General features: G+C 46.3%; 13 protein-coding genes. All 13 read right to left on the reverse strand.

The annotated features are described in order from the left end of the window. Window positions 1–4: 4 nt before the first annotated feature. Window positions 5–310 (reverse strand): L7Ae/L30e/S12e/Gadd45 family ribosomal protein, encoded by a 306-nt coding sequence (locus AAA939_RS04135; RefSeq protein WP_057707287.1) that lies wholly within the window; start codon window positions 308–310, stop codon window positions 5–7. After that, entirely contained in the window at window positions 300–599 is a 300-nt protein-coding gene (gene rnpM / locus AAA939_RS04140; protein WP_057707288.1) for an RNase P modulator RnpM, read from the reverse strand. The genes AAA939_RS04135 and rnpM overlap by 11 nt, the downstream gene beginning before the upstream one ends. 31 nt (window positions 600–630) lie before the next feature. Then, entirely contained in the window at window positions 631–1,839 is a 1,209-nt protein-coding gene (gene nusA, locus AAA939_RS04145) for a transcription termination factor NusA (protein WP_338209397.1), read from the reverse strand. A 20-nt stretch (window positions 1,840–1,859) separates the two neighbouring features. Beyond that, the gene (gene rimP / locus AAA939_RS04150; protein WP_338209398.1) at window positions 1,860–2,336 is read right to left on the reverse strand and encodes a ribosome maturation factor RimP; all 477 of its coding nucleotides are present in this window, start codon (window positions 2,334–2,336) and stop codon (window positions 1,860–1,862) included. A 269-nt stretch (window positions 2,337–2,605) separates the two neighbouring features. Further along, window positions 2,606–6,925, reverse strand: a complete 4,320-nt coding sequence (locus tag AAA939_RS04155; RefSeq protein WP_338209400.1) for a PolC-type DNA polymerase III — start codon at window positions 6,923–6,925, stop codon at window positions 2,606–2,608. Between the two features lie 136 nt (window positions 6,926–7,061). After that, window positions 7,062–8,771 carry a proline--tRNA ligase gene (locus tag AAA939_RS04160; RefSeq protein ID WP_338209402.1) on the reverse strand — a complete coding sequence of 570 codons (1,710 nt, stop codon included), beginning with the start codon at window positions 8,769–8,771 and terminating at the stop codon, window positions 7,062–7,064. Window positions 8,772–8,817: 46 nt separating this feature from the next. Then, a complete protein-coding gene (gene rseP, locus AAA939_RS04165) occupies window positions 8,818–10,095 on the reverse strand; it encodes an RIP metalloprotease RseP (RefSeq protein WP_338209404.1) in 1,278 nt (425 codons plus the stop codon). Between the two features lie 42 nt (window positions 10,096–10,137). Then, window positions 10,138–10,923 carry a phosphatidate cytidylyltransferase gene (locus AAA939_RS04170; protein WP_338230501.1) on the reverse strand — a complete coding sequence of 262 codons (786 nt, stop codon included), beginning with the start codon at window positions 10,921–10,923 and terminating at the stop codon, window positions 10,138–10,140. A gap of 14 nt (window positions 10,924–10,937) precedes the next feature. Further along, the gene (locus AAA939_RS04175) at window positions 10,938–11,717 is read right to left on the reverse strand and encodes an isoprenyl transferase (RefSeq protein WP_338209408.1); all 780 of its coding nucleotides are present in this window, start codon (window positions 11,715–11,717) and stop codon (window positions 10,938–10,940) included. 121 nt (window positions 11,718–11,838) lie between these two features. Beyond that, window positions 11,839–12,402, reverse strand: a complete 564-nt coding sequence (gene frr / locus AAA939_RS04180) for a ribosome recycling factor (protein WP_057707296.1) — start codon at window positions 12,400–12,402, stop codon at window positions 11,839–11,841. Window position 12,403: 1 nt separating this feature from the next. Continuing rightward, window positions 12,404–13,126: a UMP kinase gene (gene pyrH / locus AAA939_RS04185; RefSeq protein WP_338209411.1), complete on the reverse strand. Its 723-nt coding sequence runs from the start codon at window positions 13,124–13,126 to the stop codon at window positions 12,404–12,406. 158 nt (window positions 13,127–13,284) lie between these two features. After that, window positions 13,285–14,163 carry a translation elongation factor Ts gene (gene tsf / locus AAA939_RS04190; protein ID WP_338209412.1) on the reverse strand — a complete coding sequence of 293 codons (879 nt, stop codon included), beginning with the start codon at window positions 14,161–14,163 and terminating at the stop codon, window positions 13,285–13,287. Window positions 14,164–14,267: 104 nt separating this feature from the next. Further along, window positions 14,268–15,068, reverse strand: coding sequence for a 30S ribosomal protein S2 (gene rpsB / locus AAA939_RS04195; protein WP_057707299.1), 801 nt, complete (start codon window positions 15,066–15,068; stop codon window positions 14,268–14,270). Between the last annotated feature and the right edge of the window lie 169 nt (window positions 15,069–15,237).

The raw sequence follows: 15,237 nt of genomic DNA on the forward strand, positions 1-15,237 counted from the left end.
TCCTTTACTTTGTCATGATCGCGACCATTTTTCTGGCAAATCCGCGGTCGGTAATTGCAATTACCGTCCGTTGATTGCCTGATGCGGCACTTAATTCCGCTTTAGTAAAGGTATCGATCACTGGAACATCATAAGATTGGGCCTTATCATGGAATTTCTTGGCAGTCGTGGGACCGGCATCACTCGCGATAAACACGAGTTTGGCCGATTGGTTACGGATTGCGGCAAGGGTCAGCCCCTCACCAGCAATCTGTTTTCTGGCACGCCGCGATAGGCCCAGCAGGTTTAAACAAGCTTGATTAGGCGTCATTACCGAAGAGTTCCTTTCGGGCTTGTTGATGATCAACGTAAGCCACTAACTCGTCGTAAAAGTCCGCGCCAACCTTAATTCCAAAGGCCTTATCAAAGGTCTTCTCCTTTTGGGCACGCTTGGCAACTTTAACATCAAGGGCAATGTAGGCACCCCGTCCCGGTTTTTTACCGGTAGCGTCAACGGACACCTCATCTTGCTTGTTCTTAACAACCCGGACTAAGTCTTTCTTGGGATGCATCTCACCCGTTACGATGTCCTTGCGTAACGGCACTTTTCTTTTTTTCATATCCCAGACCTCCTTTAGTTACTTTGCTTACTTATTCGGCGTCATCGGCAGAAGTTGGTTCGTCTGCTTCGGACGTTGCTTCAGCATCAGCTGCGTCACTAACGACGTCGTCACTGACTTCTGATTCCGTTTGCTCATCATCAACGGGAGCTTCATTTCCCGTTTCAGCTTGCGCAACGTTCTCAGGGTTTGCTTCCATTATATCAGATGCTTCGGTTTCAGATTTAATATCAATCTTAAAACCAGTCAATTTCGCAGCTAAACGTGCGTTTTGTCCCCGCTTACCGATAGCTAATGATAATTGGTAATCTGGCACAACCACGGTACAACCGCGTTCGTTTTCAGGATCGAAGATGACATCCAAAACTTCAGCTGGGTTTAACGCGTTGGCGATAAAGACGGCCGTATCATCAGTCCATTCCACGATGTCCATGTTTTCGCCGTGTAGTTCGTTAACGATTGTTTGGACCCGTTGCCCCTTAGGACCCACACAGGTTCCGACTGGGTCAACGTTAGGGTTATTTGATCGAACAGCAACCTTGGCACGGTCCCCGGCTTCACGAGCAATCGACACAATTTCAACGATACCATCAAAGATTTCAGGAACTTCTTGTTCAAATAATCGTTTCAATAAGTCTGGTGCGGTCCGTGAGACGAATACTTGAGGTCCCTTAGTCGCATTTTCAACCTTAGAAACGTAAACCTTGATTTTGTCGTGAATTCGGTAAGTTTCACCTGGTAATTGGTCAGAACGACCCATAACCGCTTCAACTTTTCCTAAACTAACGTAAACAAACCGGTTATCTTGACGTTCAACTTCACCCGTGACGATTTCATTTTCGTACTGGCTGTATTCGTCATAGATAATACCACGTTCCGCTTCACGAACCCGCTGCATAATAACTTGTTTAGCCGTTTGAGCTGCAATCCGACCGAAGTTTTTAGGTGTGACTTCAAAACGAATGTCATCGCCAATTTCGTAAGCCTTGTTAATGGCTAATGCATCTTGCAAACTAACTTCCAAACGGGAGTCAAAGACGTCTTCAACGACTTCTTTAACCGCATAAACATGAATATTACCCTTAACTTGATCAAAGTCAACTTCAACGTTTTGCGCTTGGCCATAGTTACGCTTGTAGGCGGAAACTAACGCCGCTTCCAAAGCATCGATAACAACTTCTTTTTTGATGCCTTTTTCTGATTCAAGGGTGTCTAAAGCCCCTAATAATTCCTTACTCATAAGTAAACTCCTTCGTCAATTTAGAACTTCACCGCTAAGCGGGCTTGTGAGATCTGCTTCCGGTCAATCGTAACGGTCTTGTGACGTGTCTTATCCAAATAGTCCAGTGTCAAAGTATCCGGGGTAACTTCTTTTAAGTCACCTTCAAAAACTTTTTTACCGTCTTGTTTTTGATACAAACCGATGTGGACATACTTGCCGACAGCATTTTGATAGTCGGCTTCTTTTTTTAATGGCCGTTCCGCACCAGGCGACGACACTTCTAAGAAGTAGGCTTGGGGGATTGGGTCCGGATCCATTGTATCTAACTTTTCACTTAATTCATCACTAACCATCGCACATTCTTCAATGTTAATGCCGCCTGGTTTATCGATATAAATCCGCAGGTACCAGCTCTGGCCCTCCCGGACAAATTCTACATCAACGAGTTCAAATTGATGAGCAGTGACGATCGCACCCGCGATCGGCTGAATCGTCTCAACAACATTATTGCTCACGATTGCGCCTCCTATTCAGATTAGTCCAATAAAAAGAGTGAGCATCGCTGCTCACTCGTTAACGAGTTTTAAATTACACTCATATACTATCACAATTATGATGAAACCGCAACTCTACGCCGTTTATACGCGATATCTTAGCAACTATCGGGGCTTAAACCCATCCCTGATACTGGCATTTTCATGAGAATTATCCGCAAAAAATTAGAATCTTTTTACAATTTTCTTTTAAAAAGTCCTTTTCAAACCTTAAATAACGCTCATTTACGCTAAAACAACGACAATTGGTTTTCATCCGGCAAATCACTTAAAACACCGTTTTCCGTCATAAAGTCGATCAACGTTTGGGAAACCTTACCCCGTTTTGACAAGTCTTCCTTAGATAGGAACGGCTTGTCAGCCCGAGCAGCGACGATCTGTTTGGCAACGTTTAAGCCTAAGCCAGGGACTGCCCGGAACGGCGCAATCAACGTATCGCCGTCAATTAACCAGTCCGAAGCATCTGACTTATAAAGATCGACCATCTTAAACTTAAAGCCCCGTTCCAACATTTCGTTCGCTAGCTCCAACACCGTCAAAAGGTTCTTTTCCTTAGCGGAAGCGTCCATCCCCTTATCGGTAATCACTTTCATGGCGTCCTTAGTAGCGTCCTTACCATTGGCCATTGCAACCAGGTCAAAATCGTCAGCCCGAACGGAGAAGTAAGCGGAGTAGTAAACCAGTGGAAAGTAAACTTTGAAGTAAGCCACCCGCAACGCCATTAAAATGTAAGCCGCGGCATGCGCCCGTGGGAACATGTACTTGATCTTCAAACACGACTCGATATACCAGTCGGGCACGTTGGCATCCTTCATGGCCTGTTGCCACTCATCAGGAATCCCCCGGCCTTTCCGCACGTGTTCCATGATTTGGAAGGACATATCAGATTCCATTCCGTAGTGGATCAAGTCGGTCATGATGTTATCACGACACCCAATAACTTCGGCCAACGTGACCGTACCATCTTTGATCAGTTCTTCGGCGTTTCCTAACCACACGTCGGTTCCGTGGGAAAGTCCCGAAATTTGTAGTAGTTCGTTAAAGGTCGACGGGTGCGTTTCTTCCAACATTCCCCGGACGAACCGGGTCCCGAATTCAGGAATCCCAAGGGTCCCCGTTTTCGAAAAGATTTGATCTTCCGTTACGCCTAAAACTTCAGGGCTCGAGAAGATCTTCATGACATTGGGATCGACCGGTGGAATACTTTCCGGCTTGATTCCCGACAGATCTTGCAACATCCGGATCATCGTCGGGTCATCATGCCCTAAAATATCGATCTTCAAAATATTGTCATGGATCGAATGGAAATCAAAGTGGGTCGTTTGCCAAGCCGCCGTTTGATCATCGGCTGGATATTGAACCGGCGTAAAATCGTAAATGTCCATGTAGTCGGGCACAACGATAATTCCGGCCGGATGTTGTCCGGTCGTCCGTTTAACGCCGGTCATCCCTTTTGCTAAACGGTCAATTTCAGCCGTTCGAATGTTTTGTTCCGTATCGCGTTCGTAGCCCTTAACGTAACCATAACCGGTCTTGTCAGCCACCGTCCCAATCGTCCCCGCACGGTACACGTTCTTTTCACCGAACAAGACCTTGGTGTAGTTATGGGCGATTGGTTGGTAGTCACCAGAGAAGTTCAAATCAATATCGGGCACCTTATTCCCATAAAACCCTAAGAAGGTTTCGAAAGGAATGTTTTGACCATCCCGCACCATGTTCGTGCCACACTTAGGGCAGTCCTTTGGCGGTAAATCGTAACCCGAACCGAATTCATTATTTGTATAAAATTTTGAATACTGGCAATTTGGACACCGGTAATGGGGCGGCATCGGGTTAACTTCAGTAATCCCGGACAACGTCGCCACGATACTAGACCCAACGGACCCACGAGAACCAACTAAGTACCCGTCCTTATTACTCTTAAACACGAGTCGTTGGGCAATCAGATAAATAACTGAGAACCCGTTGCCGATGATACTCTTTAATTCTTTGTCCACCCGCGCCTGAACAATTTCTGGTAACGGATCGCCATACCACGCGTGCGCCCGGTCCATCGTCAATTGCTTGATTTCGGCTTCGGCACCCTTCATTCGTGGCGTATACAACTTATCCTTCACGGGACGAACGTATTCGAACCGGTCCGCAATCGCTCTAGGCGTATCCACCACAATTTCATGCGCGGTCTCTTCGCCTAAGAAACGGAAATCATTCAGCATTTCATCGGTCGTGCGGAAGTGCGCATCGGGCCATTCCGTTCGTTTACGCCCTAACGCGATCTTTGGTTGCGATTTAATCAATACCGTCCGGTAGATTTTGTCCTCTTTATTCAAGTAGTGGACGTCCCCAGTTGCGGCAACCGGGATATTGAGTTCGTGACCCAAATCAACCATGTTCTTAATAATTTCTTCTAAGTGCTTATTATCTGCAATCAAGCCACTTTCAATCAAGTCAGCGTAGATGCCCTTAGGTTGGACTTCTAAAAAGTCGTAGTAACCGGCCTTTTGCTTTGCTTCAGCCCGCCCCTTTTGCATCATCGCCGTAAAGACTTCACCGTTATGACAAGCAGATCCCACCAAGATGCCATCGCGATACTTGTTCAAAACACTACGTGGGACCCGTGGCACACCCGCAAAGTACTGAACGTTGGATAGTGAGACGATTTTAAACAAGTTCTTTAATCCCGCTTGCGTCGTTGCGTACAGGGTCGCGTGGAAAGGCCGGGCGTGTTTATACGCCCCGTTTTCACTCATATGGTCATTCAATTGATTATGCCGTTGTACGCCGTAACGTTCTTCCGCATCCTTTAAAAAGATGTGGTTCAAATGTCCCGTCGATTCCGCATCATAGATCGCCCGGTGATGGTGTTCCAAGTTAACGTTGAATTTTTTGGACAGTGAATCCAACGTGTAGCGCCGGAAATCCGGGTATAACCAGCGGGCTAGCGTTAGCGTATCAATGATTGGATTGGTAATAGCTTCCATGTGGTGCCGGGCGTAACCGGTATTCATGAAGCCCATATCAAACGTCACGTTATGCCCAACGATGATGGCGTCGCCGTAAAATTCACGGAATAGTCGAAAGACTTCTTCCTCTGATTTCGAGCCCCGCACCATTTCATCGGTGATACTGGTCAAATTAGTGGTTTGTGCGGATAAGTGAAACCCGGGATCAATAAATTCTTCAAACTGATCGATCACGTTTCCCTTTTCCATCTTCACCGCTGAAAGTTCGATGACCCGGTCGTAAATCGCGGATAGTCCCGTCGTTTCAGTATCAAAGATCACGTACGTTGATTCTTTTAAGTCGTCCGGTGCGTCGTTATAAGCAATTGGCACACCGTCGTCGACCATGTTGGCTTCGACACCGTATAAAATTTTGACGTGATTCTTTTCACCCGCGGCAAAAGCTTCGGGAAAGGCTTGGGCACCGGAATGGTCGGTGATGGCAATCGCCGGCATCCCCCATTTTCCCGCTTGCTTAACGTAGTCGCTGACACTGTTCGTCGCGTCCATCGTACTCATATTAGAATGCACGTGCAGTTCGACCCGCTTTTCGTCAGCTGGAGCTTTATCTTGGCGACTCGCATGACTCGTCTCGTTAATGTCATAAGCGTTGATCGTCAAATCCCGCATGAAGCTATCTTCTTGTACGGAACCACGCACACGAACCCACATCCCGGTACTGAGTGCCGCAAACTGGGCCTCATCATCGGCGTTACGGGAGAACTTCTTAACGACCATTGACGAACTATAATCCGTAATTTTCAAAATTAACAGTTGTCGTTGTGAGCGTAACGTCCGGACTTCCATGTCAAAAACGTACCCTTCAACAATCACTGAGCGCTCTTCTTCGGTAATTTGAACCAGTTGCTTAGCCGGTTCCTGCGGGTTAATCTGTTTACCTAATTGAACCGGACCATCCACTGGCGCCGGTGCATCGGCTTGCTTAGCCCGTTTTTCATTCGCCTTTTTAATGGCTGCTTCCGCCTTTTGGGCCAACGCCTGATCAGATTTGGCCTTCTGGGCATGGAACTCTTGTATTTTAGCCTGCGACGCGGTTTCGTCAATCATCGTATGAATCGAAAACTTCGGAAAACCGAGCCGTTGATAGGTACTTTCAATTGGACCGAGGGCCTGATTAGTCAAAAAGTTCTGAATCACTTCATTTTCGGCTAACAGGATGACCCGGCCATCGTCTAACGAAGGCACGTTGCTATTGCAAAGCGACTGGACTAACGGAGAGGCAATTCCGCTATTTTGTACGATCCATTCCCAATAGTCGGCCAACGCCCGCGAATTGATTTCCTGGTCATCGGTTTGAACCGCCATGGTGACCTGGGCAATGTCTTTAAACGCCATCTGCAATTTATTTTGGAACGTCATAAATTGTGTGTATGGCAATACGTGTTGGAAATGCAGGTGAAACTCCCAAACCTTAGACGCCTGGTGAACCGTTAACTTCGTGACGGCCGCGTCTTCAAAGTCCGGCCCCGTTGGCATCTCAATTTGTTCGAGGAGTTTCTCAAACATTTCTTGCTGATTTAAGCTCACACGTGCTCCTCCTTTGATTCAATACCTAACTAAAATCACCTAGTTTCTAAGTTGCCGAAACTAGGTGATTTCCGCATCCACTAATGATTAAGTGTACGCATTTTTTAGTCAACATGCAACGATTGAACCGTTACGACTAATCGATATTTTTAAGCAAAACTGCTAAATTATTCGCAATTTCTTCAGTCTTAACTTCCAAGGTTTCGCCAGTTGCGCGAAGTTTGATCTCCACAATGCCTTCGCTGGCTTTCTTACCGATCGTGATCCGGGCAGGAATCCCCATCAAATCAGAATCAGCAAATTTAACCCCGGGACGTTCCTTACGGTCATCGTATAACACTTTATAACCAGCGTCTTCTAATTGCTTTTCAACTTGATCAGCAACTTCGACTTGGTCGGCCTTCTTAGGGTTAACTGGAATGACGTGAACGTCAAACGGTGCAATCGCTTTTGGCCAGATCAAACCGTTTTCATCGGCACGTTGTTCTGCAATTGCAGATAACAAACGTGAAACACCAATCCCGTAACAACCCATGATAACTGGGATGTTACGACCGTTTTGATCCAAGACTTCAGCGTGCAAGTCTTTAGAGTAACGGGTCCCAAGCTTGAAGATGTGACCAATTTCGATCCCCTTCGTAAACTTCAGGACGCCGGCACCGTCTGGTGATAATTCACCTTCCTGTGCGAAGCGGATGTCCACGTAATCTTCAGCGTGGAAGTCCCGTTCTGGGTTAACGTTGGTGAAGTGATGCCCATCTTCATTCGCGCCGACCGTAATGTTGGCCATATCCTTAACGTAAACGTCGGCGACGATTTTAACATCGTCACTAACGTTGACCGGACCAAGTGACCCAAAGCTTGCGCCAAGGTATTCTTGGGCTTGTTCTGGTGTCGCCATATCTAAGAAGTCCGCACCCAAGTAGTTCTTCAACTTAACGTCGTTGACTTCGTGGTCGCCACGAACAAGGGCCATGACGGGCTGATCATCCGCAATAAACAAGATGCTCTTAACGAGTTGATCAGCGCCAACCTTCAAGAAGTCCGCTAATTCATCGATTGTCCCAACGCCTGGGGTGTCGATTTTTTCCATGTCTTTTAATGACGCGTGCGATTTCTTAGGAACGTAAAGGCTCCGTGCCATTTCAAGGTTCGCTGCGTAGTCACTGGCATCAGAATAAACGATCGTATCTTCTCCGACCGGTGCAATGGCGGAGTATTCACGAGAATCCTTACCACCCATGGCCCCACCGTCACCAATAATGGAACGGAATTGTAAGCCACAACGTTCAAAGATGTTTTGGTAGGCTTGCGCCATATCTTGGAAAGTATCATCTAGCGAACTTTCATCCGCGTGGAAGGAATAGGCATCCTTCATGATAAATTCCCGGCCCCGTAACAGACCGTAACGAGGACGGTCTTCATCACGATACTTGGCTTGAATTTGATATAACGTTAATGGCAACCGTTTGTACGATTTCACTTCGTCACGAATAATCGACGTAAACGTTTCTTCGTGAGTTGGGCCCAAGATAAAGTCCCGGTCATGCCGGTTCTTGAGCTTAAAGAGTTCGGGACCGTACGTTTCGTAACGCCCCGTCGCCTTCCAAAGTTCTGCCGGAATCACTGCTGGCACGAGCATCTCGGCCGCATCAATTTTTTCCATTTCTTCACGAATAATGGTTTCAATATTCGTTAAAACCCGGTAGGCTAACGGTAAATAAGCGTACATCCCAGCAGAAATCTGGCGAATATAGCCGGCCCGCAACATCATTTGATGGCTGAGGGCTTCAGCATCATTCGGCACTTCCTTTAAAGTTGGGATTAACAGTTTCGATTGTTTCATCTACTAAACGTCTCCTTATAGTTCCAATTTAATCAATAACAATAGCTTAGAAGAAATAACGTTGAATATCATTCCAAGTTACTAAAATCATTAACAGCATTAATAGGCCAAACCCGATCAGGGTAATGACACTTTCCGTTTCGACCCGCAACGGTTTCCCGCGCACGCCTTCCACGATGTTCAATAACAGTTTACCACCATCGAGGGCCGGAATTGGTAAGAGGTTCACAATTCCTAAGTTGATCGATAACACGGCTAATAGGTAAATCACTTGGCGCAGGCCCGATTTCGCCGCTTGCGAAGTCGTGGCAAAAATTGCGACCGGCCCGCCCAAATCGTTCAAGCTAAACCCGTGGGTCACCATTCGGCCCAGCACTTGGAAGATCTGTTTTGTGATGCCCCAGGACCCGGTAAACCCGTACGCTAGCTTAGCGCCTAAGCCCTTGTTCGTCGTGGTGTCCCACACGACCCCGATTTGACCAATCCGGTTACCGGATACGGTCTTCGCTGCCGGGGTCACCGCAACGGTCTTATTATGGCCGTTACGGTTGACGGTGAGGTTTAACTTTTGTTTAGGACTGTCTTGAATCAAAATCGAGATGGATTGGGCGCTGGTCATCTTCTTACCGTTCACCGCGGTAATTTGATCACCGGCCTTAATTCCGGCTTGCCGCGCCACTGAATTGCTCGTGGTGCTAGCAACGTTCGTCGTCACCGTGGTAACGCCGCCTTGCATGAAAGCAAGGATGGCAAAAGTGATGATCGCCAAAATAAAGTTATTCATTGGCCCAGCAAAGTTAGTCAGCATCCGCTGCCATAGCTTGGCAGATTGGAACTGAACGTCGACCGGTGCGATTTGGACTTCGGTCCCATCGCTTTCAACGATGGTTGCGTCGTGATGAACAGCGTAGCGCTTAACCGCACTTTCGTCACCATTTTCGTAACCTTCGATCCAGAGTTCCTTTTCAAGGTCGCTCCCCGTCACGGAAAGCGGAATACCATTGAACAAGGTCGTCTTTTTGCTGGCGTTGATTGAATGAACGAGCCCGTCTTCACCAATCATCAAACTGACCGGGGTACCAGGTTTAAGTTCTTCATCTTCATCGTCAGCGACACCGGCCATCCGAACATACCCACCAATTGGGAGGAACCGTAACGTATAGGTCGTGGCATTCCGCCGAAAAGCAACCGCCTTAGGCCCCATCCCAACTGAGAACTCGCGGACTAAAATGCCGGCGCGTTTCGCAAAGTAAAAGTGGCCAAACTCGTGGACAATCACGAGGATTCCAAAAACGATGATGAACGTAATTATTGTAACTATCAAATATACGCTCCTTTCTCCCAGGCTTGCTGGGGGCCATCAGCGTTAAAAGAGGCCAAATAAGTGTGCAATTGGGAAAACTAACAACATACTATCAAACCGGTCTAAGATTCCACCATGACCAGGTAAGATTTTACCAGAATCCTTTACGCCGTAGTAACGCTTCAAAGCGGATTCAACTAAGTCACCTAATTGACCGACTACGGAAAGGATAATCGTAATGACAATCATACTCAATGCGTTCGCGTAACCTACGTGGAAACCAATGGCAAAGGCACCGGCAATGATCACACCAATGATACTACCACCAATGCAGCCTTCCCACGTCTTATTAGGACTAATGGGCGTCACTTTATGTTTACCAAGCTTACGGCCAACCATGTAAGCGCCACTGTCAGTTGCCCAAACGATAAACATTAGGAACAGTAACATTTCCACGTTTACACCCCGGGCGGCCGTGAAGTAATTAAAGCCCATCCCGATGTATAACACGCCTAGCGTTAAGACCCCGGCATCGTCAAATGAGAACCGGTTCCGTGACCAAACCGTGTGCAACAATAATAAAATAACTAAGAAGTAAACGACGTACGACTTGTTGAGTTGATCTGGTAAGCCGTTAAACCACTTGTTAGGGGCAATCTGAATCATGACCGCCAACATACTAACAATCGCTTCAAACGAGATTAATAACTTTTTCCGCATAACCAGTAGTTCACTCATCGCAACCGCACCTAAAAGCATGGCCACAATGTCTAACGTGATGCCCCCGATAAAGATTACCGGGATAAACAAGATTAAGGCAACTACCGCTGTAATGACCCGTTGTTTCATCTACAAAACTCCCTCTATTTTTTATCCGTCAACCCGCCAAACCGGCGATCACGACTTTGGAAGTCCGCGATGCACGCTTGCAGGGTTGCCGCTGTAAAATCTGGCCACTTAACATCAGTGAAAACGAGTTCACTGTACGCAATTTGCCAGAGTAAAAAGTTGGAAATTCGTTCCTCGCCACTAGTCCGAATCAAAAGATCTGGATCGTTATACGGGGCTAACGGCGCCGTCATCAAAGCTTGATCAACCGTTTTATCCGTAATCTCTTCTGGTTTTAACCGACCATCTAAAACGGCCTGCGCAATCGACTGAACGCCAGTCACCATTTCTGCGCGTGACCCATAATTCAGCGCAAAGTTTAACACCATGCCATCACAATCTTTCGTATCTTCAATGGCATCGTGTACCGCCTTTTGCGTCGCTGCGGGTAACCGGTCCGTGTAGCCCATGACCGCGACCCGCACGTTATTCTTGATCAAGTCTGGGACAAAGGTATCAAAAAAGCTAACTGGTAGTTGCATCAAGTAGTTAACTTCATCGCTCGGCCGCTTCCAATTTTCCGTCGAAAAAGCGTAAAGCGTCAGTACCTTCACACCGAGATCACTCGCTGCCACCGTAATTTTCTTGACGGTATTCATGCCTTCCTTATGACCGGCGATCCGCGGTAAATGTCGCGCCTTGGCCCAACGACCATTCCCGTCCATGATGATAGCGACGTGCGCTGGGATTCGATTTGGATCAAGTTGCACGTCCGTTTCATCTGCGGGATCATTTTTATTAAAAAAAGCGAACAAATCGCACCTCCACAAAAATAGCTTAACTATGCACTATTTTACCAAAAAACGGCCCGTTTAACTATTAGTCAACAAAAAAAGGCTTGAATTTCTTCAAGCCTTAACGAATTAGTAAGCTTTACTAGCCTGCTAAAACTTCTTTTTCTTTATCTGCGACGATGCCATCAACGTCTTTACCAGCTTGATCAGTAATCTTTTGCGTCTGATCTTCTAGCTGATGTAACTGGTCATCGGTAAAATTGCCGTCTTTGTGGCCCTTTTTCAAGGCTTCCATTGCATCACGTCGAACATTCCGAACGGCAACCTTAGCACGTTCACCTTCAGCCTTAACGTCCTTAGCAAGTTCCTTACGCCGTTCTTCCGTTAATTGTGGAATAACTAAGCGAATAGCGGAACCATCGTTAGCTGGGCTAATCCCTAAGTCAGACGCCAAGATAGCTTTTTCGATTTCCTTCAAAGCGCTCTTGTCGAATGGTGTCACCATTAAGACCCGTGGTTCTGGAACGGTAATTGACGCCATCTGATTCAAAGGTGTCTGTGTGCCGTAATAGTCTGCGGAGATTCGGTTCAGTAATGAAGCGTTCGCACGTCCGGCCCGAATATTACCGAGTTCCCGTTGAAGGGCTTCTTCTGCTTTTTTCATCCGTTGTTGTGCATCTTTTAAGATTGGTTCTGTCACTGCCATGTTATTTCCCCCTGACTGTCGTCCCGATGTGTTCACCGGCAACGACTTTCCGAATATTGCCTGGCTTGTTCAAGTTGAAGACAACGACTGGAATATCATTATCCATTGATAATGAACTAGCGGTCGTATCCATAACTTGTAAGCCCTTGTTGATAATATCAAGGTGAGTTAAGGTGTCGAACTTAACGGCACTCTTATCCTTGTTAGGGTCAGCTGAGTAAACCCCGTCAACCCCATTTTTAGCCATTAGGATTGCGTCCGCATTAATTTCAGCAGCGCGCAAAGCAGCCGTGGTGTCAGTTGAGAAGTACGGGCTACCCGTCCCACCAGCAAAGATGACAATCCGACGTTTTTCTAAGTGCCGCATTGCCTTCCGACGAATATATGGTTCAGCAATTTGCCGCATTTCAATTGAAGTTTGGACCCGGGTTGGAACCCCGATTGATTCCAAGTTATCTTGAAGTGCTAAGGCGTTCATAATGGTTGCAAGCATACCGATGTAATCAGCTTGTGCTCGCTCCATACCCATTTGGGCACCAGCTTCGCCACGCCACATGTTACCACCACCAACAACGATGGCAATCTGTACGCCCATATCATAGACGTCCTTCAATTCTTCCGCGACCGTTTTAATAACGGGTGGGTTAATCCCAAAACCTTTTTTACCAGCTAAGGCTTCACCACTAAGTTTTAGGATCACACGCTTGTATTTAACTTCCGACATCGTTTTGTCCTCCTCGAGATTATCTGTATCCATTCTACCATATTATCAATAGCCGTTATAGCATCGCACGGATTCACGGATAAAAAATAGTTTGTTTTACAAAAAAAAGAGATTATGGCAAAAACTAAATCTGCCATAATCTCCCCTCTGAATGTTAATTAGTCTTTAATTTGACCCATAACTTCATCGACGAAGTTGTCAGTCTTCTTTTCGATTCCTTCACCAACTTCGAAACGAACGAAGGTGTTGACCTTACCACCCTTTGATTCAACAAAGTGTGAAACGGTTTGGTCAGAATCCTTAACAAATTCTTGGTCGTCTAAGCTGATTTCTGAGAGCCATTTGTTCAAACGGCCTTCAACCATCTTTTCAACGATCTTTTCAGGCTTGCCTTCGTTTAAGGCTTCCTTAACCAAGACTTCTTTTTCGTGTGCTAACGTTTCAGCAGGCACTTGTGAACGGTTAACGTATTCTGGGTTAATCGCAGCAACGTGCATGGCAACGTCTTTAGCAGTTGCTTCATCAGCGCCGTCTAAGACAACTAAAACACCGATTAAACCACCGTTATGCAAGTATGAACCAAAGTTTTGGTCATCGCCCTTTTCGATCACGTGGAAGCGACGTAAGCTGATCTTTTCACCAGTAACTTGAGTCGTTTCGATAACGTCATCTTTAACAGTCCCATTGGCCGTCTTCAAAGCTAATGCTTCGTCAACCGTCTTTGGTTCTTCGGTAGCAATCTTGTCGGCAAGTTCAGCAACTAATGCCTTGAATTTGTCAGTTGAAGCAACGGAGTCAGTTTCGCAGTTAACTTCCACGATGGCAGCTTTATTGCCTTTAATAGCAATGGCAGCCATCCCTTCAGCAGCAACGCGGCCACTCTTCTTTTCAGCTTTAGCAACGCCCTTTTCACGTAAAACGTCAACGGCCTTTTCCATGTCGCCTTCAGTTTCAACTAACGCTTTCTTAGCGTCCATCATACCAACACCGGTTTTGTCACGGAGTTCTTTAACTTGTGCTGCAGAAATCTTTGCCATAGTTTACTCTCCTTTGAGTAGGTAGATTTTAGATAAAAGGCTGCCCTCAAAATCAGGCCGATGAGGTCCGCGATTTTTTAGACAGCCTAATTATTTCGAATTAATTATTTGTCAGACTTTTTATCATTGTCGCCTTCAACGGCTTCAACGATATCTTCCAATGAGTCAGCAGACTTTGCGTCTTTGGCACCCTTGAATGAGTCTTCAGTAACGTCTTCGTCTTCACCTTGACGACCTTCAATGACAGCGTCAGCCATCTTAGAAGTGATCAAACGTACGGCACGAATAGCGTCGTCGTTTGATGGGATGATAACGTCGATGTCATCTGGATCAGTGTTGGTATCAACCATCGCTACGATCGGAATGTTCAACTTTTGAGCTTCCTTAACCGCAATTTGTTCCTTGCGAGGGTCAACGATAAAGATAACGTCTGGAATCCGAGGCATATCTTCGATACCGCCAAGGAATTTTTCAAGCTTAGCACGTTGCTTGATCAATAATGAAACTTCCTTCTTAGGTAAACGTTCGAAAGTTCCGTCTTCTTCCATCTTCTTTAAATCTTTAAGACGCTTGATCCGAGTTTGGATGGTGTTCCAGTTAGTCAAAGTCCCACCTAACCAACGATGGTTAACGTAGTATTGACCAGCACGGGTAGCTTCTTCTTCGATTGAGTCTTGGGCTTGTTTCTTAGTCCCAACAAACAAAATAACACCATCGTCAGCTGCAGCATCCTTAACGAAGTTGTAAGCTGAATCGATCATCTTAACCGTCTTTTGTAAGTCAATGATGTAGATCCCGTTACGTTCCGTAAAGATGTATGGTTTCATCTTTGGGTTCCAGCGACGAGTTTGGTGACCAAAGTGGACACCGGCTTCAAGCAATTGTTTCATAGAAATAACAGCCATGATAAATGTTCCTCCAAAAAATTTGTTTTGCTCATCCCCATGCCTCACTTGGTTACGGAACCCTCCCGGGCACTACCATAACCATCACCATGGGTGTGAAATTGGTTTTAACACCGAAAATTAGTATAACGAAAATTAACGCCCCATGCAAGCTATTTTACCGGTAATT

Origin of the sequence: Lactiplantibacillus paraxiangfangensis, assembly GCF_036246185.1 — a bacterium.
GTDB classification, from domain to species: Bacteria; Bacillota; Bacilli; order Lactobacillales; family Lactobacillaceae; genus Lactiplantibacillus; species Lactiplantibacillus paraxiangfangensis.